General features: G+C 47.0%; 26 protein-coding genes. 14 read left to right on the top strand and 12 right to left on the bottom strand.

Features of this window, described 5'->3' with window-relative positions:
• Position 1: 1 nt before the first annotated feature.
• The 6 genes from MSED_RS01715 to MSED_RS01740 are packed head-to-tail and all read left to right on the top strand — an operon-like array spanning position 2 to position 5,002.
• Entirely contained in the window at positions 2-724 is a 723-nt protein-coding gene (locus tag MSED_RS01715; protein ID WP_011921476.1) for an electron transfer flavoprotein subunit beta/FixA family protein, read from the top strand.
• The gene (locus MSED_RS01720) at positions 721-1,584 is read left to right on the top strand and encodes an electron transfer flavoprotein subunit alpha/FixB family protein (protein WP_011921477.1); all 864 of its coding nucleotides are present in this window, start codon (positions 721-723) and stop codon (positions 1,582-1,584) included. The genes MSED_RS01715 and MSED_RS01720 overlap by 4 nt, the downstream gene beginning before the upstream one ends.
• Positions 1,581-2,786: an FAD-dependent oxidoreductase gene (locus tag MSED_RS01725; RefSeq protein WP_011921478.1), complete on the top strand. Its 1,206-nt coding sequence runs from the start codon at positions 1,581-1,583 to the stop codon at positions 2,784-2,786. The genes MSED_RS01720 and MSED_RS01725 overlap by 4 nt, the downstream gene beginning before the upstream one ends.
• A complete protein-coding gene (locus tag MSED_RS01730; RefSeq protein WP_011921479.1) occupies positions 2,787-3,050 on the top strand; it encodes a ferredoxin family protein in 264 nt (87 codons plus the stop codon).
• A 51-nt stretch (positions 3,051-3,101) separates the two neighbouring features.
• Positions 3,102-4,286 (top strand): VWA domain-containing protein, encoded by a 1,185-nt coding sequence (locus MSED_RS01735; protein ID WP_011921480.1) that lies wholly within the window; start codon positions 3,102-3,104, stop codon positions 4,284-4,286.
• Positions 4,280-5,002, top strand: a complete 723-nt coding sequence (locus tag MSED_RS01740; RefSeq protein ID WP_048059958.1) for an enoyl-CoA hydratase/isomerase family protein — start codon at positions 4,280-4,282, stop codon at positions 5,000-5,002. The genes MSED_RS01735 and MSED_RS01740 overlap by 7 nt, the downstream gene beginning before the upstream one ends.
• Here MSED_RS01740 and MSED_RS01745 read toward each other — a convergent pair.
• The 3 genes from MSED_RS01745 to MSED_RS01755 all read right to left on the bottom strand — a co-directional run bounded on the left by MSED_RS01745 (position 4,994) and on the right by MSED_RS01755 (position 6,555).
• Positions 4,994-5,833: a DMT family transporter gene (locus MSED_RS01745; RefSeq protein WP_011921482.1), complete on the bottom strand. Its 840-nt coding sequence runs from the start codon at positions 5,831-5,833 to the stop codon at positions 4,994-4,996. The genes MSED_RS01740 and MSED_RS01745 overlap by 9 nt on opposite strands.
• A gap of 96 nt (positions 5,834-5,929) precedes the next feature.
• Positions 5,930-6,328: a type II toxin-antitoxin system VapC family toxin gene (locus MSED_RS01750; protein ID WP_011921483.1), complete on the bottom strand. Its 399-nt coding sequence runs from the start codon at positions 6,326-6,328 to the stop codon at positions 5,930-5,932.
• Positions 6,325-6,555 carry a hypothetical protein gene (locus MSED_RS01755; RefSeq protein ID WP_011921484.1) on the bottom strand — a complete coding sequence of 77 codons (231 nt, stop codon included), beginning with the start codon at positions 6,553-6,555 and terminating at the stop codon, positions 6,325-6,327. Before MSED_RS01755 ends, MSED_RS01750 begins: the two co-directional genes overlap by 4 nt.
• 95 nt (positions 6,556-6,650) lie before the next feature.
• Between MSED_RS01755 and MSED_RS01760 the strand changes: the two genes are divergently transcribed.
• The gene (locus tag MSED_RS01760) at positions 6,651-7,250 is read left to right on the top strand and encodes an alpha/beta hydrolase family protein (RefSeq protein WP_225938898.1); all 600 of its coding nucleotides are present in this window, start codon (positions 6,651-6,653) and stop codon (positions 7,248-7,250) included.
• Between the two features lie 5 nt (positions 7,251-7,255).
• Here MSED_RS01760 and MSED_RS01765 read toward each other — a convergent pair whose 3' ends face one another.
• Positions 7,256-7,831: a hypothetical protein gene (locus MSED_RS01765; RefSeq protein WP_011921486.1), complete on the bottom strand. Its 576-nt coding sequence runs from the start codon at positions 7,829-7,831 to the stop codon at positions 7,256-7,258.
• A 278-nt stretch (positions 7,832-8,109) separates the two neighbouring features.
• Between MSED_RS01765 and MSED_RS01770 the strand changes: the two genes are divergently transcribed.
• Genes MSED_RS01770 through MSED_RS01780 form a run of 3 tightly spaced genes read left to right on the top strand, consistent with a single transcriptional unit; the run spans position 8,110 to position 11,219 of the window.
• Positions 8,110-8,382, top strand: coding sequence for an ACT domain-containing protein (locus MSED_RS01770; protein WP_011921487.1), 273 nt, complete (start codon positions 8,110-8,112; stop codon positions 8,380-8,382).
• Complete coding sequence (locus tag MSED_RS01775; protein ID WP_011921488.1) at positions 8,383-9,723, top strand: PFL family protein; 1,341 nt, start codon at positions 8,383-8,385, stop codon at positions 9,721-9,723.
• A gap of 47 nt (positions 9,724-9,770) precedes the next feature.
• A complete protein-coding gene (locus tag MSED_RS01780; protein ID WP_011921489.1) occupies positions 9,771-11,219 on the top strand; it encodes a carboxypeptidase M32 in 1,449 nt (482 codons plus the stop codon).
• A gap of 18 nt (positions 11,220-11,237) precedes the next feature.
• Here MSED_RS01780 and MSED_RS01785 read toward each other — a convergent pair whose 3' ends face one another.
• Positions 11,238-11,984: an SDR family oxidoreductase gene (locus tag MSED_RS01785; protein ID WP_011921490.1), complete on the bottom strand. Its 747-nt coding sequence runs from the start codon at positions 11,982-11,984 to the stop codon at positions 11,238-11,240.
• A gap of 212 nt (positions 11,985-12,196) precedes the next feature.
• Between MSED_RS01785 and MSED_RS01790 the strand changes: the two genes are divergently transcribed.
• The 3 genes from MSED_RS01790 (at position 12,197) to MSED_RS01800 (ending at position 14,250) form a co-directional block, all read left to right on the top strand.
• Positions 12,197-13,192 carry a hypothetical protein gene (locus MSED_RS01790; RefSeq protein WP_048059959.1) on the top strand — a complete coding sequence of 332 codons (996 nt, stop codon included), beginning with the start codon at positions 12,197-12,199 and terminating at the stop codon, positions 13,190-13,192.
• Between the two features lie 42 nt (positions 13,193-13,234).
• Positions 13,235-13,630 (top strand): hypothetical protein, encoded by a 396-nt coding sequence (locus tag MSED_RS01795; protein WP_011921492.1) that lies wholly within the window; start codon positions 13,235-13,237, stop codon positions 13,628-13,630.
• Positions 13,631-13,713: 83 nt separating this feature from the next.
• Positions 13,714-14,250: a hypothetical protein gene (locus tag MSED_RS01800; RefSeq protein WP_011921493.1), complete on the top strand. Its 537-nt coding sequence runs from the start codon at positions 13,714-13,716 to the stop codon at positions 14,248-14,250.
• Here the strand turns inward: MSED_RS01800 and MSED_RS01805 are convergent, their stop codons facing one another.
• From MSED_RS01805 to MSED_RS01830, 6 genes are all read right to left on the bottom strand, one after another.
• Entirely contained in the window at positions 14,251-14,973 is a 723-nt protein-coding gene (locus MSED_RS01805) for an ABC transporter permease (protein WP_011921494.1), read from the bottom strand.
• Complete coding sequence (locus MSED_RS01810; protein ID WP_011921495.1) at positions 14,970-15,791, bottom strand: ABC transporter ATP-binding protein; 822 nt, start codon at positions 15,789-15,791, stop codon at positions 14,970-14,972. The genes MSED_RS01805 and MSED_RS01810 overlap by 4 nt, the downstream gene beginning before the upstream one ends.
• Before the next feature lie 453 nt (positions 15,792-16,244).
• Positions 16,245-17,147 carry a DUF1641 domain-containing protein gene (locus MSED_RS01815; RefSeq protein ID WP_011921496.1) on the bottom strand — a complete coding sequence of 301 codons (903 nt, stop codon included), beginning with the start codon at positions 17,145-17,147 and terminating at the stop codon, positions 16,245-16,247.
• A 4-nt stretch (positions 17,148-17,151) separates the two neighbouring features.
• Positions 17,152-17,529, bottom strand: a complete 378-nt coding sequence (locus tag MSED_RS01820) for a DsrE family protein (protein ID WP_011921497.1) — start codon at positions 17,527-17,529, stop codon at positions 17,152-17,154.
• Positions 17,530-17,535: 6 nt separating this feature from the next.
• On the bottom strand, positions 17,536-18,690 hold the full coding sequence (locus MSED_RS01825) for an NAD(P)/FAD-dependent oxidoreductase (protein WP_011921498.1): 1,155 nt from the start codon (positions 18,688-18,690) through the stop codon (positions 17,536-17,538).
• Positions 18,687-18,917, bottom strand: coding sequence for a sulfurtransferase TusA family protein (locus MSED_RS01830; protein ID WP_144418723.1), 231 nt, complete (start codon positions 18,915-18,917; stop codon positions 18,687-18,689). The genes MSED_RS01825 and MSED_RS01830 overlap by 4 nt, the downstream gene beginning before the upstream one ends.
• A 147-nt stretch (positions 18,918-19,064) precedes the next feature.
• Between MSED_RS01830 and MSED_RS01835 the strand changes: the two genes are divergently transcribed.
• The gene (locus MSED_RS01835) at positions 19,065-19,793 is read left to right on the top strand and encodes an ATP-binding protein (protein WP_048059960.1); all 729 of its coding nucleotides are present in this window, start codon (positions 19,065-19,067) and stop codon (positions 19,791-19,793) included.
• Here the strand turns inward: MSED_RS01835 and MSED_RS01840 are convergent, their stop codons facing one another.
• On the bottom strand, positions 19,794-20,597 hold the full coding sequence (locus MSED_RS01840; protein WP_011921501.1) for a sulfurtransferase: 804 nt from the start codon (positions 20,595-20,597) through the stop codon (positions 19,794-19,796).
• Positions 20,598-20,661: the final 64 nt, after the last annotated feature.

Below are 20,661 nucleotides of genomic sequence, written 5' to 3' on the forward strand. Positions count from 1 at the left end.
CATGTCAGTAGTCGCTTGTTTCAAAGTGGTACCAGACGATACGTCTGTTCGCGTTATAGGCGGGAAAGTCGAGACAAACGTTCCCGTCAAGATAAGCACCTACGATAAGAACGCTATTGAGGAGGCCGTTAGATTGAAGGAGAAGCTGGGATGGAAGGCCATAGGCGTTACCGTTGGTAATACTGACAGGAAGAGCATCAGGGATGCCCTCTCCATGGGATTAGACGAGGTTGTGGCAATATCCACAGGTTACCTAGACGTAGCAGGGACGGCCATGGCACTTGCCGAGACCGTGAGGGGAATATCACCCAAGCTTGTGTTAATGGCTGAAACCACTACTGACAGCAGTACTTCTGCGCTTCCCCCTTACCTAGCACAACTGTTGGGTTATCCTCTCATCTCCTATGTTAGATCTCTTACGATTCACGACTCAACGATCACGGCAGAGAGGAGTGTAGGTGACGTAGAGGTCGTGGAGGCGCCTCTCCCAGCCGTGGTGTCTGTGACCGGGGAAATTAACACACCTAGGACGCCCTCAGTGAAGCAAATAATGGAGTCGGCGAAAAAACCTGTGAAGCAGGTTAATTTCTCGTCTCAACCCTTAGCTGAGCTGGTTGAAGTTCAACCCTTCGTCACAACGAGGAAGAAGGTGATAATCGAGAAACCCATGGCTGAGGCCGTGGATCAGCTCATAAACTACCTGAAGGGGGAGGGAGTGCTATGAGAATCCTAGTCGTTTCAGAGGACCCAGACTTCTTCAGATCCTCATCGTGGATCGCACAGCAACTTGGAGGTGAAATACTTGGGATCCATCCCTCGGAGAGCAGGTATGTGGACAAGTTGTTCATTCCAACCCTGGAGGGAGCGTGGGAACTACCCCTCTCCGAGTTTGCATACACCCTAAAGCCTGATGTAGTGATAGCTGGAGGTACCAAGAGGGATAGAACCTTCGCCTTCTCGCTTGCGGGTAAGCTCAAGGCCTCAGTCGCCTCAGATGTGATGGAGGCCAAGTTTGAGGGACAGTCCCTTCTGGTAAAGAGACCAGTTTACAGCGGTGTGGGAATAGCTACCCTCAGGCTCAAGTTGCCCGCAGTTATCACGGTTCAGAAGAACACGATGGAGCCTAACCTCCTCAAGGGAGAGGTAGAGAAGGTTACCTTGCCTAGCTCCAGTGTTGTCTTGAAGGAGAGGAAGCCCGCACAACAATCGGTTAGTCTTGACAAGGCCAAGATAATCGTGTCAGTGGGAAGGGGAATGGGATCCAAGGAGAACGTCAAGTATGCCGAGGAATTGGCCAAGTTGTTGAATGGCGCAGTGGGAGGTAGCAGGCCTGTGACTGCGGAGATGGGTTGGCTCCCTGAGGACAGGCAAATAGGCCTATCAGGGAACAAGGTTAGACCTCAGCTCTACATAGCCCTGGGAATTTCGGGTCAGCCTCAACATATAGCCGGGATCAGGGACTCGAAGATAATAGTGGCGGTCAACAAGGACAAGAATGCCCCGATTGCCGAGAACTGCGATTACCTAGTTGTGGGGGACGCAATAGAATTCTGTAAGGTAATGATCGGGAGGCTTTCAAAATGAGCTTTGATGCAGACGTTATAGTTGTGGGCGGAGGCCTCGCTGGCCTATCAGCTGGGATAACCGCGAACAGGGAAGGTCTGTCCACCCTAATCCTGGAAAGAGGTGAGTACTCTGGAGCAAAGAACGTTAGCGGGGGGAGGATGTATGTTCACGCACTTAAGAGCCTAGTTAACCTTGAGGAGGCTCCCCTTGAGAAGCCCATCGTTAGGGAGACGTACGAAATTACCTGCGGGGAGAAGAGACTCACCTTCTCTTTTTACGATCCGAACACAAGGAATAGCTACTCGGTGTTGAGAGCTAAGTTTGATCCATGGCTCGCAAAGAAGGCAGAGGAGGAGGGGGTTTTAGTTATGTATGAGACCTTGGTTCATGATGCAGTGAGGGAGAATCAGGGTATCACCGTGAGAACCAGCAGGGGAGATCTTAGGGCTAAGTTAGTGATTGAGGCAGATGGAGTGACCGCAGGCGTGTCTAGGTACCTAGGACTGAGGAGTCTCTCCCCCGACTCACTCATGCTGGGAGTAAAGGAAGTGATAAAGCCTGACAGCGTTCCTGAGGAGGGTGAGGCGAGGGTACTAGTGGGGTACCTGAACGGCCTACTTGGAGGTGGTTTCATGTACGTGAACAAGGACACTTTGTCGATAGGTGCCACAGTCAAGGTCAATTCCCTGCAGAAAGAGAGAGTCTTGGCCAGGGATATAGTGGAGGATCTAAGAACCAAACTGGGAGTTGAGGGTGAAATACTTGAGTATTCGGCTCACCTTATCCCCTACTATGGTTATACTAAGCTTCCCCCTCTTACCGCACCTAACCTGCTCGTTACAGGTGACGCGGCGGGTTTCCTGATTAATGACGGATTTGTCATAAGGGGAATGGATCTGGCCATTGGGTCAGGGATTGTGGCCGGAAGGGCTGCCAAAAAGATACTGGATCTAGGGGATCCCTCTAACACGAAAATTTATGAGGATATGCTCCAGGAATCCTTCGTGATGAAGGACCTTAAGACAGCCAGCAGGGCTTTTCAGCTCATGAATAACGAGAGGTTGTTCAAGGTTTACCCAGAACTGTTCTGCAGGGTCCTTTCAAGAATGTTCACAGTGGAGGGAGAGAGGAAGACTCTCATGACCGTCTTCCAAGAGGAAGTGAAGAGAGATGGTCTCACCCTGACGCAGGTAGTGAGGGACTTGACGAAGGTGATGTGATTGGATCTAGTTAAGAGGCTTTCACTCAATAAGTACCGAGTTGACAGGGAACCACACATTAAGGTTAACCTAGAGGTATGCAGGACCTGTGCCGAAAAACCCTGCGTTAAGGTGTGTCCTGCCGGAACCTATGAGAGATCCGGTGACGTTATAGAAGTACATTACGAGAGGTGTCTAGAGTGTGGTGCCGCCCTCGTAGCCTGTCCCTTCGGCGCCATATCCTTCAAGTTCCCTGAGGGAGGAGTTAGCTTCAGATATGGTTAACTTCAGGGACGGTTCATTGCTATTTATAACTTGCATTTGTATCTTTTTATTATGGTCCTTTCTCTACGGCTAGAGGGCTCTCACTTATTTTCGTGGAATGGGGAGCTCAAGTTTGCGTTTCGAGCGACCATAGTCCCGGAGAGAGTGAAACCTGTACCCCTTGACCTCTTCATAGTCCTTGACGTGAGCGGTTCCATGGGTATTATTGATAACCCTCCTGAGGTAGACGATAGCCTGATTGCAGGCACGGCCGAGGTTGATGGACACGTAGTTAGGTACTTGAAGGACGACATAGGCGTTAACAACAGGTTAGAGGTGGCACTCGAGGCCATAAGGAACCTTTTGGAGAACGCTGATACTTCCACAAGGGTTACGATTATCACGTTCTCGGACCACGTGAACGTTCTCTGCAGGAGGGTTACACCTAGTACGGCCCTGGAGCACTTAGAGGAAATAGTCCCTGACGGAAACACTGCCCTCTACTCCGCAGTCAAGAAGGCCATTTCCCTCATTGACGAACATCCAGCCAGAGTATTACTCATCACCGATGGCTATCCCACTGATGTGGAGGATGAGACGGAGTACTCTAAGCTAGAGGTCCCTAGATTCTCGCAGTTCATTCCCATTGGCGTAGGCGAGTATAACGCGAAAATCCTACGCAGTTTGGCAGACCTTAGTAACGGACGCTTCTATCACGTGAATGACGTGAGCGAGATCTCAAGGATAATGGAGGAAGAGAGGGCGAAGCCATCTGGTGGAGTGAAGGTCAGGGTAGACGTCCTCTCTAAGTTTCCCGTGAATTATGTGAACTACACCCCTCCGATCTACATTGGTACAGTTGAGGGTGTCACAAGGATTTACGGTTTCATTCAAGTGCCCCCCAAATACTCTGGCGAACTCGTGAGGGTTAAGTTAACCTACACAGACACGCTTGATGACAGGGAGTATTCCCTAGAGAAGTTCATCTCCGTAATCCCAGCGACGGACAGTGCGCAGTTCGTCTCTGGGCTAAACAAGTACCTTCTATGGGAGGCAGAATATTACGAGAAGATGAAGGAGATATCCAAGCTCCTGGAGTCGGGCATGCAGGTCGAGGCAACCAGGAAGATGCAGGAGCTTAAGGATATTGCAGAAAGGACGAGAAAGGCAGATCTGATTGAGGCTACGAAGAAGTTGATGAATTCGAGCGACGAAAAGGAGATAAGTAGTGAAATAACGAGGAAAATGAGATCATGAAGGTCCTCTACGAGGAAAGGGATGGAATATCCTGGATAACCTTCAATAGACCTGAGAAACTCAACGCCTTAGATGCAGAGAGTTGGAAACTCCTGGGGGATCACGTGAGGCGTGGGGATTCCTCCGACTCGAGGGCTATCGTCATCACTGGGAATGGGAGAGCCTTCAGCTCTGGGGATGACATTGGGTCCATGACCTCCCTTAACGATCAAAGGGAGGCTGAGGACTTCTTTAACGCGTTACTCTACGCGGTGGATGGGCTAATCTACACCAACAAACCCGTGATAGGAGCAGTTAACGGGTTAGCTTACGGTGGAGGGTGCGAGATACTTCTCTTCATGGATGTCGTAATCTCAACTAGGTCAGCGAGATTCTCAATCCCCGAGGGAAGACTAGGCCTTATCCCTCCGATGGCATTATCCGTTGGATATAACTCGATTGGACGTTCAGTTGCATGGCTAGCCATCACAGGTGAGGAGATAGATGCCATGAGGGCGAAGGAAATAGGCCTTGTTGATATTGTGGGAGATGACCTCAACCTAGAACTGGAAAAGGTAATGGCCAGGATTTCGTCCATGGATCAAGGCTCCATAAAGGTGATCAAGGCCTGGTTGAGAAAGAGTAGGGAACCGATCAGGGAAGCGATTAGGGAACTGTCCTTTATGTCACTATCGACTCAAGCAAAGGAAAGGATGAAACGATTCCTTTCACGATAACTTTCTAGTGTTTATTCCTGGAATAAAGGTAAGGAATATTCCGAAGAGGGTTACCGCTGATCCCACGGCCTCCTCCAAGGTGGGAATTTCCCCTAGGAGCAGATAGGAGAAAAGATAGGAGGAAACAGGGACGAGGAGGACGATGGTACTTGCCCTCACTGGTCCAATGGACTTGACAGCGTTGAACCATAGGATGAATCCAAGGGCCTGTGCCGTGACTGACACAAGTAGGGCTAGCCCTATTCCCTCCAGATTAGGCGTGAACCTAGGCTCAACCAAGGAAACTGGTGCCAGGAAGAGTCCAGAGAAAAGCGACATATACGCATTTAGGGCGAGAACGTCCCTATCCCTCAGGTAGACCCTGTAGTAAATGGTTCCCACGGCCCACGTTAATCCTCCCAGGAGGGCAATTACGCTTCCCAAATCAAAGTTCGAGAGTCCCACCGAGGCTATGACGCCAGTGAAGGCCAACACTATTCCAAGAACTTGAAGAAGGTTTATTCTCTCCTTCAGGACTAGTCTAGATAGTATGAGAACGAATACCGGTTGCGTGTAGATCAAGGTTGAGGCAAGTCCTGGGTTGGCCGAATACTGTATCCCCAAATTGAGAAGAACCAGGAAAATTCCTATATTTAGTAAGGCGGAGATCGACTCCTTCACGCCATATGCCAGTTTCCTCACAACAAGAAATAACAGGGTTCCTCCAACTGTCACCCTGATAAGGGCTATAATGAAGGGTGACATAAACTGTAGGGTAATCTTTATGATGGGGAAAGCTGATCCCCAGAACAATATCAGTAATATTAAGCCCATGTATTGCTTGGGTGGCACAGTTGCTACTCCGTTAAATGCTTAAAAGTTCATTTGTGAAGATAATATATCTCTAGATAGAGAAAGACGTTAATATGTATACAATCTCCTCACGTTTTACCTCTCAACTTCATCAAGGGAAATCACGTTAACTATCCCCTTTTTCCCTATCTTTCTCCTCAGTTTCTCATCCTCAGTCACCAGTTGGACGTTGAGGTCACTGGCTAAGCTAACGAATGATGCGTCGTAACAGGTTATGTCGTTGGAAATGGCAATCATTTCGGTCCTAACCATGTTTACCTCGGCAATTATCATGGCGTCTAAGACATTTTCTATGTATGTAGTTAATTTCAGGCCCTCTTCCTTCGTGAGATTCTTCCTTAGACTTACTTCCTTCCAGATTATGTTCCCTAGCTCGAATCTGGCCAGTGGCGCAGTATAATTTCCTCCTAGGAGGTCAACCCTTCTCTCGAGAATTGCCCTATAAATTGAGGAAGAATCGAAGAGGTAACTCATCTACTTTCCCTATCTTCCCTAATCGATGAGACCCCTTCCCTCGTTGATAACTTGCTCAGGATGTGATCTATTTTGTTAAGTTCCATGTTGAGTTCCCTGGCCTTGGCCCTTTTCACCTCCATCATTAGAGCCCTCCTAATAACCTCAGCCTCGTTAATCCCGTACTTCTCCAGTTCCCTCTTCAACTCCTCAGGTATCCTAGCCGATACGGTAACAGTCTTACTCATGGATATAAACTATATCACTGTGAAAATAAGGTTTACTCTTTGTAAACAGTAGAGTGTAGGGTTAAACTTATTCCCCTTGTACCCACATGATCGTGATGCATTCAATTGTACTGCATGGAAAGGGGTCGTCACCATCAAAGGTAGAGTGGTTGTCAGTTCCTCTCAAGAGGTTCGGCACTGTTGAGGTTCCAAACTTTGATTATGATGTGGAGCAGGGACTAGAGATCGTGTTGAAGACCGATTTTCAGTTGATCGCAGGTCACTCAAGGGGAGGTACCGTTGCGCTTCTCGCTGGAGCTAGGAGGGGTGTACCAGTGATTGCGGTCTCTGCCCCCACCGATAGGTTGCTCCAGCTGGAACACCTTTCCAAGTTTCCGGAGGACAGTGAACAGGGGAAACTCTACAGGTATCTTTCCTCCTTCCCCCGGGAAAAACTCCTCGAGACGTCACCAATAGCCCACGCCTCTTCCCTTAGGAACATACTTCTAATACACGGAGAAGGCGACGACGTAGTTCCCATCATTCATTCGGAAAGGCTGTGTGATAAGGTGAGAGAGGCCGGGAACAGCTGTGAGATTGTGAAGCTTAACATGAGACACTCACCACCTAAGCACCTGTATGGCGAGATAGAGAACGTAATCGTCAACTGGGTTAATTCACTATGTAAAAAAGGAGTACTGTCTTGCTCTACGTAACCTTGTCAAGATATTCCTGACAAGATCTCTTCCATTTGTTGCTGAGATGCGGTGAAGTTCACTAGATTGATCTCTATCAGGGTGTTGTCCTTGTAAGCTAGAAGGTATGTATGCGGGTAGAAGAAGGAGTTCTCGGCATAGATTACGGTGTATCCGTCGTAGGTGGTCACGTTATATCCGAAGATATGATGGAATAGGCCTCCATGAAATCCCAACATCATTCCGTGAGCCCAGAAGCTTATGTTGGAGGTAAATGTTATGACGTTTACGCGCATCACCACCTTAGTCCCGTTGATGTTACCCACAAGCACCTCGTGGTCCACAGACTTAACTTGATGAGGGTATGGAACAGTGACGTTAGTCCCGTTAGCATAGTATATCGAGATGGTGCTGGTCGGATATTCCTTAAGGTAAGTTTGGTTTTCGAGAACCTGCCATGAGCCTCCTAGGGTAGATTGAGCTGTCGAGGCTGACAAGACTACAGGCGTGGGATTTGCTAGCGCTAGGTAAATCGGTATTGAGATGACCAGAGCAGCAACAACAGCTATTCCGGCTAGAAGGAGAGCGAATTTCCTTTTCATGATTTCAACCTAGATCGAGTACTTTTAAACTTTATCGAAATATCGATTGAGAAAAGGTCTGTTGTCTGAAAATTAGACTAGGATCAGTTGAGTTTTTAGAGTCAAATCTCCATTTTATGTCTAATGTGTTTATACGTAAGCGATACCTCATGATTTGTTCGCAAGTGGAAAAGGTGGTGAGTGTTACAGGGTCTCATGCGCCCACAATGGCTTGTTTAACTTGCGGTTGTCGAGCACTTCCATGTTAGCTTTTAAAACTAGGTCCAGTCACTCTCCCCATGGAGACAGCTGTAGTAGTCGTGATAGGGGCTGATAAACCGGGAATTGTGGCAGGCATATCGTCAAAGCTCGCAGAGAAGAACGTGAACATCGTAGACATCTCACAAACCGTGCTAAGGGGAATTTTCTCCATGATCATGATTGTGGATTTGGATACCGGGCACATTTCGGTGGGCCAACTCAGGGATGAATTGCAGAGGAGAGGCAAGGAGCTTGGAGTAGAGGTATTGGTTTTCCATGGTGAGGTATTCAAGTACATGGAGAGGATCTAGATGAATTACTCCGCAGAGGAGATAGCTGAAGTAATTAACATGCTCACGCACGAGGATCTAGATATAAGGTCAGTCACATTGAGCGTCAACACTCTGTTCGCTGTATCTGATGTCCCTGAAAGAGCCCTGGAGAAGCTATCGTCTCTGAGGTCTGCATTCTCTAGGTTTTCCGAAGTGGTCAACTCAGTGCAGGATAAACTTGGGGTTAAGATCGTAACTAAGAGAGTTGCTGTTTCCCCAGTTCAGTACTTTCTCGAGCCCTATCCAGACGTGAAATATGCGATAAAGCTAGGGGAGTTCCTAGATACCCTAGCTAGAGAGTCGGAGATTGACTACATTGGGGGATTCTCAGCGTACGCTGATAGGGGGATTAGTAGGGGGGCCCACGTAATGTTGCAGAGCTTAGCAGATACCATGAACTCTACCTCAAGGTTGTCCAGTATGCTCAACGCAGCTTCCACTCAGGAAGGTCTCAACGTGGACGCTGTCAAGCTATTTACCTCACAGTTATTGAGGATGTCCTCCCACGCCTCTTCTAGGGTGGCAATAATGGCTAATTCACCGCAGGACTCACCCTTCGTTCCCTCGGCACATCATGGCCGTGGGATGCCCAACTCATCCATTAACATAGCCGTGAGTGGGCCTGGGGTCGTCGCGGGGGCCATAAGGAGAGCCAAGCCTGCCACTTTTCAGGAGTTATACGAGGTAATCAAGAAGGCTTCATTCAAGGTTACGAGGCTTGGGGAGCTCGTGGGGAGGATGGTGTCGGAGGAACTAGGTGTGGCCATGGGTTCCGTAGACCTATCGCTTGCCCCATCCCCAAAGGTAGGCGATAGCGTTGCAGAGATCCTGGAGGTTATGGGAATCTCCAAGGTAGGTGGACATGGCTCTCTCACGGCTCTAGCCATACTTATGGATGCTGTGAAGAAGGGTGGATCCATGGCAACAAACCTAGTGGGAGGACTTAGCAGTGCCTTCATACCTGTGAGCGAGGACTCCATCATGGCCCTGAGAATGAGGGAGGGTTATCTAGAGCTCAATGACCTGCTAGCAATGTCGGCCGTCTGTAACAGTGGAATAGATATGGTTGGGGTTCCCCGAGACGCAGGACAGGACAAGATTACTGCCTTAATTCTCGATGTTCTCTCTCTTGGGCTAATGCTTAACAAGATCGTTGGAGTAAGGGTGATCCCGATAGAGGGTAAGCCTGGGCAGGAGGTGGATCTGGGAGGACTCCTTGGAAAAGTGGTCGTGGCCAAGATGAAGGATGTGGATAGCTCTGAGTTCACATCTAGGGCAGGGTTCATTCCCACACCAGTCAAGAGGCTAGAGTTGGGTTAATAACATTCTTGTAGACATTCTTTTTATCTACCTTGGCACCTTCCTATATGCTTCAAGAAATTCTTGAAAAGTACAAGAGGGTCTGGTCCCTGAACTACTCTCAAGCCCTTCTAGCGTGGGATCTGGAAACCTACATGCCAGAAGAGGACTCAGCGTTAAGGGGAGAAGTACTGGCTAACATCTCCACCATGATCAGGGAAATGACCATGGCACTTGAACCTGACGTGGAAAAGGTGAGGGAAGAGGACTTAGACGACTTCGGGAAGGGCGTAATTCGGGTACTGAGGAGGTCACTTAGGTTCTACAAGCTTGTCCCCAAGGAGATCACAGAGGAACTGGACAGGTTAACCTCCCAAAGCGTGGTAGTATGGAGGGAGAGTAAAAGGAAAGGGGACTTCAACCTGTTCAAGCCTTACCTGGAGAGGATAGTGGAGCTTCAGAGGAGTATTGCTGAGAAACTGGGTTACGAGGGACATCCCTATAACGCGTTAGTTGATCTCTACGAGGAAGGGATAACGGTGACCGATCTAGATGCCGTGTTCTCTCAGTTACTTCCAGATCTGAGGACCATCCTGGAAAAGGTGTTGGCCGAGGGCTATTTTCCCTCTAATCATCCGCTCAAGGAAATGAGCTATGACCCAAAGGTTATGGAGGAGGTGAATAGGGAGGTCCTGAAGATTCTCAACATGCCCACGAAAACGTTTAGGATGGACGTATCCGCACACCCGTTCACGATTAGAATATCATCTAAGGACGTAAGGATTACGACCCGATATGAGGGGATAGACTTCAGGAGTACCATATTCTCGGTAATACATGAATCAGGACATGCCATGTACGAGCTTATGGTTGATCCTGCATATGAGATGACTCCAGTTGCCGGTGGAGCCTCAACAGGGATTCATGAGTCTCAATCGAGGTTCTGGGAGAACATAGTGGGTAGAAGTAGGGAGTTCACTAACATCCTCTACCCCATCCTTAAGAGTAAGCTCCCAATCAAGGATGACCAGGAGTCGCTGTACAGGTACTTCAACATGGTGTCGCCAAGCCTCATTAGGGTAGATGCAGACGAAGTCACATACAACTTTCACATTGCCCTCAGGTACGAAATTGAGAAGAACCTTATCTCCGGTAAGCTGAGCGTAAGCGATCTTCCGTCAATGTGGAACGACTTCATGGATAAGTACCTGGGAGTCAGACCCAAGCATGATGGAGAAGGGGTTCTGCAGGACATCCACTGGTCACAGGGTAGTTTCGGCTACTTCCCGACGTACACCTTGGGAAACGTTCTAGCTGCGACCATCTACCATTTCATAGAGGACTTGCCTACGAAGGTGAGCAGGGGAGACGTGAACGGAATAAGGGCTTTCCTGTCGGAGAAGATATGTAAGTATGGGGCTGTTTATCCACCTAAGGTTCTCTTAACCAAGGCATTCGGTGAGGTCTATAACCCAAAGAGACTATCGTCCTATCTTGAAAAGAAATACATAGCCTAATGCAAAGCGGCTCTTAAGTCATAGCGAGTGGGTTAAGTTATCAACCCTTCCTCCATCTGCCACTATAATTTGTCCGGTAACATATCTAGCCTTTTTGCTTGCTAAGAAGCTAACAATGTTAGCAACGTCCTCAGGCTTCCCTGTGGTGTGAAGAACTGTCTTATTCCTGAACGTTTCCCTTAATTTCTCCGCCTCTTCAGGAGTCTTCCCTCCTAGAGTCATGTCAGTCTCTATCCAGCCTGGTGCCACAGCGTTAACCCTTATGTTATATTTACCTAACTCGAACGCTAGTCTCCTTGTTAGGATTATTACCCCTGCTTTGGTTATGGCGTAAAAAGTTGTTCCCTCAGCGGCTGTCCCAATACCTGCATTGCTGGCTATGTTAATAATCGATCCATTTTCCGACCTCTTAAGAAGAGATAGAAATTCATACGTGACGTAAATTACCCCGTTAAGATTAACCTTTAACATGGCGTTGTATTTTTCCTCATCGAAATTCTCGAAGGGCATCAGATACCATATACCAGCATTGTTCACGAGCACGTCCAACCTGGGAAAATCTTTCTCGAGCTCTTCCCTAGCCTTCCTCACCTGAGATCGATCTCCCACATCACATTTCACAGTAAGCACTCCTTTTTCTTTCAATTCTTTAGCTTTTTCATCAGAGCCGTGATAGAGTATTGCAACCTTATATCCTTCATTCACGAAGGTCTTAGCTATTTCCCTTCCTATACCCCTTGAACCTCCAGTAACTAGGGCATACATAATGTGGAAGATGGAGAGGATCGTTTTAAAGTTTAATAATTTTGAGTAAAATTTACAATAATAACATTGTACAGGGACATATATGACGATAATGGAAGCTTGGAAATTAGAGTTCGGTGACGTCTTCCCATATGTTGTCCTGATGATCCAACGTTCAAATGGAAGGAAAAATCTGGTAATTGTTTTTAAGTTCCTATGAATTCACTTACACGTTGAAGAGACTAGTCTTCTTCGCCATAAATTCAGTCGCTCCCTTAACCTTGATGACCCTGCACTCCTCACTTAGGGATGCAATTCTCTCCTCGCTAATTATCTCTCCCTTGGGGATATCCCTTTACCTTTACCTGAGAAGCTCATGGCCTAAAACAGGTTTGTATGACGCGATCCAAGGATCTAGGCTTGGAAAGGTACAGCTATACTCCTGGGTAGTTAGTTACTTCCTTTACCTGTCCTACACTCTCGATTATGCAGTATTTTACGATCTGAACCTCCACGGAGTTGTGGCCTACTCCTTACTGGGTCTACTTACACTCCTCACAGGATTGGTCCTTCTGGGAAGAGCCGAGATGCTCTTGATCCCTCTTGCCCTGGGGCAGTTGGGATTGGCATTCCTGTACTGGACTCCTAGCCCTGCTCAGGCACAGCACACAATAGACTTTCTCGACATCCTTAACTCCTCCCTACTCCTTGTTTGCATGACCCTGATCCCATATGCCGATGGGGAGCCTAAGATGGCGTGGGTGGTTCCCATATCCCTTGGGGTGGGAGTGGGTTCCTTGATAGCAGGCTCCTTCTTAGTAACTCCCCTCTCGCAGATATACGGGTCAATCTCCATGATAGGTCTAGTAATGGTGGAGGGTCTCGCTCTCAACAGGGTATTTAGGTCTCAAAAGGTGAACCCAATGTTTCTCTTGACTGGGTTCCTTGTCTCGGTCTTAATTAGCCTAATATCTCCCCTAACCTACTACAATCTCACCATAGCTCCCTCCGTAGCCCTTCTCTATCTTTCTCTCTTCCTTGCATTCGCCTATCTCCTTACTGGTGTAGGACGTATTTTTTCGTGGGCATCGGCAGGTCTAATGATGTACGGCCTTTACAACTCATTTTTGGTGGGCGATTTGATTCAACAGGTCTCAATTCTTTTGGCCATTTTCGTGATAGTTTTGGTAGGTTTGACTCTGAAGAGGAAAGGAGCTTCAACGCCCTAGATGTTGTGAAAAGATTTATTATAGATTAATCTATTATTATGTATGGCACTCTTTAAAAAAGAAAAATTGTATAAAGTGAATGGAGATTTGCAGGAGATAGCCTCAAAGTTCATGCAATATCTTCAGATGGACGGATGGAAGGTTCAATCCAAGACTGAGGGCGACAAGGTGGTTATTCAGGCGCAGAAAGGAGGAATACTTCGAGACATTGTAGCAGCAAACCGGGCTCTTACCTTCCTCATGGAGAAGACGCAGGATGGAATAAAGGTAACAGTAGGGGTTGGAAAGTGGATTCAGAACATTGCTGTAACTGCGATTGAGGCCCTTCTCCTGTCTGAACTTTTCCTAGTTGTTGACGTGCCAGAGATGCTATGGAACGCTCATGTAGAGGATAAGTTACTCAAGGAGTTGGACAACATAGTTGGTATCTCCACGTGAGGCGGGATTTTACAAGTTAGGTCACTTTTTCCAGCCTTGTTTCAATACATCAAGTTAAAATCTCACGCAACAATATTACCTCAATGAAATCTCTCAAGTATACCATACCAGTGGCACTGGCCGTTTGGTGGATACCCATTCTCAACGGAATAATTGTGGGAGCAGTGGCCGGATTTTCAGAAAGGAGAAGAGATACTTCCATGGTCTCCTCAGGTGTAGCGTCCCTTATTGCATCAGCACTTTACCTCTATCTGGCCTTTAAGGTACTGGTAGTCCCTATTTTCGGCAATCTACTTCCAGTGTTAGCGGTCATCTTCTCCATAGTGGGTATCTCCCTGGGTCTTCTCGCATCATACACGATATCTAACAGGACCACGGTTTCAGTTGTTACCCCAGAGGGAGCTGAGATGGAGTTTTACGCAAAGAATAACGACGAAATAGAACAGAAGTTGAGCTCCCTAACTCAAGGTTGCGGAAATCCTTCCTATAACGTGATTGATGAAAACAACATGATTGTAACGAGGAAGTGCAACGGATATGAGCTTCAATACCAGGTGAGAAAGGAGGGGAGAGGATACAGGGTAAACATTAAGGTAAAAACCAACTTCGACCGGGGATGATCACTTTTCTCTCCACCTAGATGTTTTCATGGCTAGAAGTACGAAGAGAGGTCCCTCAACAAGGAATAGGAGCAAGGCAATTACGTTGAAGTTTGTTAACCCTGTTACTCCTTGCGTAATAACTGAGGCAGGCGATGAGGGAATTACTAGGGACAGATAGGCCACAATTCCATGTAATTCAGAATATGGATAATATATTGGCGGTATTATTGTGAAGACTGTCCCTAGAACGCCTGAGATAGCCCAGGAATGACGCGTGTATGGGACAAAGGTGCCAATGATAAACGCTAATCCTGTCATGGAGTAGTTCAGGTAACAGGCTATCAGGAAACTGATCAGGGCACTAGTTATGGAGAATACGTGAAGGATTAGGCCCAGAATCACGTATACTATCATTCCCACAGACGAGAAGATTAGATTCGCCGTTGCCAACCCTAGCATGTATTCGGCGGGTCCTATCCTAGTGGCCACAAGCATATCCTGTAACTTCATTTCCTTCCTCAACATGACTACGTCAGAAAGGCTTACCACAGAGTTCGTGGCTACCACGGAGATCAATCCTCCCACAACAGCGTACTGGAGCAGAGCTCCCCTGGAAAGTACGTACACTAGGAAAAGGATTGAGAGCGGGGTAATCAGGTAGCTGAAAACGTAGGTGTACCCTCTTTTCAGGAACGAGTAACCATAGAACCACGCAAACGCCAGTACATACCTCAGGTTCAATTCCCATCCTCCCCATGAAGAATAAAGAGGTCCTCCAGCGAAACTGGTTTAATCACTGCCTTACCCACGATCTCCTTGGCCTTGTTCTCATCCATATAGGAAATCTGGGTTTTGCCAATTAACCTGTCCCCAATTCCCTCTATCCTTACCTTTCCGCGAAGGGGAGCAAGTAACTCTTCCTTGGTTCCCTTGGCTATGACCTTTCCCTTTCCCAACATTACTATGTCCTGTGATAGTTCCTCAGCCTCTTCCATGTAGTGAGTCGTGAGAACTACTCTAGAGCTGATGTTCTTTATCACAGACCATACCTCGAGCCTGGATATGGGATCCAGACCCGTCGTAGGCTCGTCGAGAAAGATGAGATCAGCATTTGACGCCAAGGCCATGGCCACGAATACCTTCCTTTTCATGCCACCCGACAAATCGTCGCAGGGCTTGTCCCTAACTTCCCAAAGTCCTATTTCCTTGAGTGCTCTCCTGGACTCCTCCAGTGCAGATTTAATGGACTCTCCCCTAGCAGTGAGAAACATGGTGAGGTGTTCCAGGGGACTCGCGAATCCCACCGGCTTCGCCTCTTGAGGTATTGAGACTATTCTCGTTCTGAGCTTCTCGGCCTCTGAGATCACGTCAAGTCCAAGTATCCTAGCTGTCCCGGAGGACGGGAGAAGTTGAGTGGACAGAATTCTCATCATCGTGGTTTTTCCTGCCCCATTCCTTCCTAGAACGGATAAGACCTTGGCATTAGATTGGAAGGTCACGTGATCAAGCGCAACTGTGCCATCCCTGTAAACCTTTGTTAATCCGTCAACCTCTATCATAAATCAGGAATAGATCTCTAAAGCTTAAATAGTCAACACAATTTGTGGGTTATTTCCATGTATTTAAATGAGGACTAACCTGGCTTTTTTAGTTATTTGATTATTTATGTTGTCCACGAATTAACAACTGTTTAGTATTCTCGAACATAAATACTTAAATACTTAAACTGCTTAAAGTTCTTAATGAAGTCGTATTTCACTATTAAACAAACATCCAATTGTCCCACAAATTACGGATTATATGAGTGCAGTATAACCAGCGAAGGAGAAAATTGTAAGTTATTGGCGTGTGTATTACCAAGATTAGCTACTCCCTTCAACTTAGATGATACGAGACCTCTTTTTTAGACCTATTAAGCTATGTGATTTTTAATCTTAAATAGCTAAAAATTATATCACTTTCTATATCAGAAATACTCCTAGAACCAGCGTTAAAAAGAGGTTAAGAAAAGATCAGGCCTTGAAGTTCTTGCCTACTATCTTTAACATGCCCATCATTACTCCTAGCCCCCTCTGGATATCAGGATCCTTCATCATAGCTATTAGCTTTCCAAGTGTGACGTTCTCCGGGTTAGCCAGGACCTTCCTTGCCTCTTCGCTCGACCAAACCTCAATCAGGGAGCTCAGGGGTGGGGACGTTGCCTTATTTAGGAACTCTAATCCCTTGGGTAAGAACTCAAATATCAGCGAAAGGGTAGTTCCTAGATTTGTGATGGCATCATCGTTGAGCGCATCCCTCAATGACTTCAGGGCATAGGACATGTTTATTAACACGTCTAAGGTGCCGCTGTTCTTTAGATCCATGACCCTATTCAAAACCTCATTCAGTGCTGGAGCCTTGTCTATTATCTGCTTTAGTCCATCTGAAGTCTTGGGATTCATGGAGCTAAGGACTTCCATGAGATTACTGAGGGTAGAGCCTAGGTTCATGATGGCATCATCGTTAAGAGCTTCCCTCAACGACTTCAGGGCATAGGACATGTTGACAATAACGTCAAGGGTTCCGCTATCCCTCAATGCCTTCAACCTCATTAGGGCATCTTTCAATGCGTCTGCATTTTCAAGAATTTGGGCAATGTCGTTTTGTTTATTCTTCATCTCACCCGCAATTATCATGAGATTGGAAAGCATGTCGGCTATGCTCTGTATGGCATCATCGTTGAGCGCATCCCTTAGTGACTTGGCCCCGTAACTGAAGTTAATTAGAACGTCAAGGGCACCGCTATCCTTTAGTTGACCTATCTTTGTGAGGACCTCATTTAACGTAGAGACGTGATCGAGGAAGTTAGCTAGTTCCTCCATCTTCTTTTCGTCTAGTTTCGTAAGTACCTTATCCAGGTTTACCTCTGTAGCCATGGTATCACCATATGCTTATGATCTGTCCTCCCTCAACTTCCATGGAGAAGGAGGTAATCCCAACTATGTCATCGACCAGGTCCCCATAGTCATCCTTGTCTAGGCCATGGATCTTGCTTGCGTAGGAGCAGGCCAATATCTTCAGTTTTCCCGATTTCTTAGCTTTCCTGAAGTGTTGGAAAACATCCTCATTACTTTCCCTTATGGTCTTGGAGGTTCCTGATTCGACCCTTAGATCCGGATTCTTCAGGAAGGCCTTAACTCCGTCCATTGTGGCAAAAAGAACCACTTCGTTGTCTAGGGTGGCTGAGATTAGGGCGTGCATACCCGCATAGGCTACTCGGTCCAGCTCATTGGAGCCCAAAATAATTCCAACTTTCATGGCCTGTCACACTATGGCCTTGGCGGTCACTGTCCAGTACAACTTGTTGTACATTAGTTTGCCCCACCAATGTACGTAGGAAGGTGGTGGAGGTACTGGAGGTGCTGCGTAGTTAAATCTGATATAGGTCCCAGAGTCAAGTCCCGTGGCAATGTAGCAGAACACTGACCCATCATATGTCTTCTTGAGTCCGTTACCCCTTATCTCGTTCGTAACGTTGTTTGCAATTACGTAGGATTCAAAGTCCGCAGTTGACCCGGCCTTGGAAATTGGAATGTCCGTGGTATCACCTATTACGAATACGTTGGAGTGATCCTTCATTCTCAAGGTGAACTTGTCGGTTGGAATCCAGTTCCTCTTGTCCCCAATGCCGGACTTCCCTATAACATCAGCACCTGTGTGCGGTGGCACCCCTATGGCGAGGTCGAACTTGATTTTCTCCCCCTCTTGAGATTCCATCACCTTATCCTTCGCATTAACGTTGGTTACATTGAATGGAGAGATTATCTTTATTCCTCTTTCTTGAAATATCTTTATCATAACGTCGTTTGTGGTCTTGATACCGAATATCCCAGGTACAGGATAGGTGTAGATAATCTCTGTCTTGTCCCTGATTCCCCTCCTCTTTAGGTAATCGTCCAGCATCAAGGCAATCTCCATGGGCGCTACGGGGCACTTATGGGGTAACTTGGCAACGTTAATCACCACTGTTCCTCCACTAAATTGATCCAATGCTTCCCTCAGTTTTAACGCACTCTCGTATTCCCAAGGGGAGTAGACGGCGTCCCTATAGCCCGGTACTTCATCCCATCTTAGATGTGAACCAGTAGCTATAACCAGATAGTCGTAGGAGTGGGAAACCCCGTCAGCTGTTGTAACGGAGTGGTTAGCCGGGTCTATCTTAGAAACTTCTCCCTTTTGACCGTGAAGAAACTTAACTCTATGATCTAACAGCTCCCTCTCCGGTCTGATTAGCTCCATGGGATCTTGAACGTTAAAGGGAACTAGAGCTTGGCCTGGTTGATAGGTATGTTTCTCGTTCTTGTCCAGGACCACTATCTCTGCGTCTCCCCTCTCCAGCTCCTCTGGCATCATTCTAGCCATTCTGTTGGCTACGATTGTTCCAGCTATACCTCCACCTACGACTATAACTCTCTTCATTTTGTGATCACCAGTGTGAACTTACCACCCTCATTTTTCTCGGAAACGACCTTGTAACCCTTCTTAGTTACAAATGCTACCACGTCCTTCTTGGTAGCTTCATCCCCTAAGATAGCCTCTACTGCCTCCCCTGGACTTATCTCCTCTAGGACTCCAGAGAGTTCTCCTAGAGGTCCTGCGCAAGATTGACCCGTTAGATCCAACTTTTTATATATCTTTAAGGACATTTTTATCATTACATACATCTTACCCAAGGTTATAAACTTTTATTTAAAAGTGTTTATAATGGATTATTCCATAAAAACTAAATTAAATAAAGGGAAGTGATATCGGGCTCTGAGCCTTAAAAGATGAGTATAACCCAGTCTTATTACATGGATTTAGGAACACTGACCCTAGAGAAGGATCAAGTAATTAGAAAGTGTATAGCTATCCTAGGAATAAGAGGATCAGGAAAATCAAATACTGCGAAAGTGTTCGCTGAGGAACTCATCAAGGAGAAAGTTCCCCTAGTTATAGTGGATCCAGACGGTGAATATAGGGGGCTTGAGGCTATAATTTTTGATAAATTTAACGTTGATCCAGAGGAAGTGGTTAACCTTCTTATGGTTGGTAAAAGCGTGGTCCTTGATGTTAATGACTGGAACGAGGAAGTATTCAAGTTCCTGACCACCTTCTTCAACATCCTTTGGGAGACTTCCAAGATTTATAGGAGGGACATCTTCGTCCTCCTAGAGGAGGCACATGAGTTTATCCCCCAGGGAACAAGAACCCCGCTTAGCGACGTCTTGGTGAGGATTGCCCTTCGAGGGAGAAAGAGGGGGATTGGGATGATCCTGGTGAGTCAGAGATCAGCCAAGGTAAACAAGGATGTCCTTACCCAGAGCGAGATCTATTTCCTCCACAAGGTGGTTCACCCAGTCGACGTAAGGGTTTACAAGGAAATACTACCTCTAAAATCCAGGGAAATTGAGGCTGAGATAAAGGCCATGGAAACTGGAGATGCGATATTTTACAAGGATGGGGAACTAAGAAAGGTTAGAATTAGAAAGTTTGATGAGTTTCCGTCGGTCATCCAGAGCGGTGAAAAGGCGGAAATATAACTACCTTTCCACTGGAACTCCAACCATGTTTCCCCATTCCGACCATGAACCGTCGTAAAGTCTCACACGGGGAATGTTCAGAAGGTATTTCAGGTAAAACCATACGAGGGAGGCCCTCGCCCCAGTTCTACAGTATACCACAGTGTCGTCCCTAGACACGGATATCTCAAGCTTATCCGGCGGAAGAAGTTCTTCCGTGATGGGATCAAAGAACTTGTTCCATGGCACATTCACAGCCCCGGGGATGTGACCCGTTACTTGAGATTCCTCGTTGGGGTGTTCAGGCGGGGTACTTGCCTCTCCCACATATTCTTCACGGTATCTAACGTCGAGAAGCTGAAATTTCTCCCCCCTATTGATCTTGGGAAGTAACTCCCACACCATGATCCTTTGACTCCAGTCAGGTTCCAAGGCTTCATATTTGCAGGCTGGTCGACTCCTCACCTCTGTCTCTCTTGGAAACTCCTTGATCTCCCACGCGACCTTTCCGCCATCCAGAACGCTCATCTCCCTGTGGCCGAAAGCCCTCAATATCCAGAACGCGTAAAATGCATACCTATTGTTGAAGTCACTGTACAAGACCAAGGGATCTTCGTGGGAAATTCCAAGTTCGCCTAATCTCTTCTCAAGAATTTCCCTAGTGGCGAAATCCCTTTTCACGGGATGCCTTAGGTATCTCCAGGGGAGCCTGATGGCGTTGGGAATGTGCCATTCAACGTAGGAATCGTCATAGAAAGTGACCTCAACCACCTTATAATCGTGAAGGTCCTCTAGTAATTTTGGTGCGGAAATCAAGTATTTCATTTGAGAGAGACATCATACATTAGGTAATAAAATATTCGATAATATCACAGAAAATTTTAATTTT

The sequence above is a fragment of the Metallosphaera sedula DSM 5348 genome (assembly GCF_000016605.1).
GTDB lineage: Archaea > Thermoproteota > Thermoprotei_A > Sulfolobales > Sulfolobaceae > Metallosphaera > Metallosphaera sedula.

Bases quoted from the DNA above. Each gene is read 5' to 3' on its own strand.
- MSED_RS01715 (WP_011921476.1), top strand. From the start codon at position 2: ATGTCAGTAGTCGCTTGTTTCAAAGTGGTACCAGACGATACGTCTGTT.
- MSED_RS01720 (WP_011921477.1), top strand. From the start codon at position 721: ATGAGAATCCTAGTCGTTTCAGAGGACCCAGACTTCTTCAGATCCTCA.
- MSED_RS01725 (WP_011921478.1), top strand. From the start codon at position 1,581: ATGAGCTTTGATGCAGACGTTATAGTTGTGGGCGGAGGCCTCGCTGGC.
- MSED_RS01735 (WP_011921480.1), top strand. From the start codon at position 3,102: ATGGTCCTTTCTCTACGGCTAGAGGGCTCTCACTTATTTTCGTGGAAT.
- MSED_RS01750 (WP_011921483.1), bottom strand. From the start codon at position 6,328: ATGAGTTACCTCTTCGATTCTTCCTCAATTTATAGGGCAATTCTCGAG.
- MSED_RS01755 (WP_011921484.1), bottom strand. From the start codon at position 6,555: ATGAGTAAGACTGTTACCGTATCGGCTAGGATACCTGAGGAGTTGAAG.
- MSED_RS01760 (WP_225938898.1), top strand. From the start codon at position 6,651: ATGCATTCAATTGTACTGCATGGAAAGGGGTCGTCACCATCAAAGGTA.
- MSED_RS01765 (WP_011921486.1), bottom strand. From the start codon at position 7,831: ATGAAAAGGAAATTCGCTCTCCTTCTAGCCGGAATAGCTGTTGTTGCT.
- MSED_RS01770 (WP_011921487.1), top strand. From the start codon at position 8,110: ATGGAGACAGCTGTAGTAGTCGTGATAGGGGCTGATAAACCGGGAATT.
- MSED_RS01775 (WP_011921488.1), top strand. From the start codon at position 8,383: ATGAATTACTCCGCAGAGGAGATAGCTGAAGTAATTAACATGCTCACG.
- MSED_RS01780 (WP_011921489.1), top strand. From the start codon at position 9,771: ATGCTTCAAGAAATTCTTGAAAAGTACAAGAGGGTCTGGTCCCTGAAC.
- MSED_RS01785 (WP_011921490.1), bottom strand. From the start codon at position 11,984: ATGTATGCCCTAGTTACTGGAGGTTCAAGGGGTATAGGAAGGGAAATA.
- MSED_RS01795 (WP_011921492.1), top strand. From the start codon at position 13,235: ATGGCACTCTTTAAAAAAGAAAAATTGTATAAAGTGAATGGAGATTTG.
- MSED_RS01800 (WP_011921493.1), top strand. From the start codon at position 13,714: ATGAAATCTCTCAAGTATACCATACCAGTGGCACTGGCCGTTTGGTGG.
- MSED_RS01810 (WP_011921495.1), bottom strand. From the start codon at position 15,791: ATGATAGAGGTTGACGGATTAACAAAGGTTTACAGGGATGGCACAGTT.
- MSED_RS01815 (WP_011921496.1), bottom strand. From the start codon at position 17,147: ATGGCTACAGAGGTAAACCTGGATAAGGTACTTACGAAACTAGACGAA.
- MSED_RS01820 (WP_011921497.1), bottom strand. From the start codon at position 17,529: ATGAAAGTTGGAATTATTTTGGGCTCCAATGAGCTGGACCGAGTAGCC.
- MSED_RS01825 (WP_011921498.1), bottom strand. From the start codon at position 18,690: ATGAAGAGAGTTATAGTCGTAGGTGGAGGTATAGCTGGAACAATCGTA.
- MSED_RS01830 (WP_144418723.1), bottom strand. From the start codon at position 18,917: ATGTCCTTAAAGATATATAAAAAGTTGGATCTAACGGGTCAATCTTGC.
- MSED_RS01835 (WP_048059960.1), top strand. From the start codon at position 19,065: ATGGATTTAGGAACACTGACCCTAGAGAAGGATCAAGTAATTAGAAAG.
- MSED_RS01840 (WP_011921501.1), bottom strand. From the start codon at position 20,597: ATGAAATACTTGATTTCCGCACCAAAATTACTAGAGGACCTTCACGAT.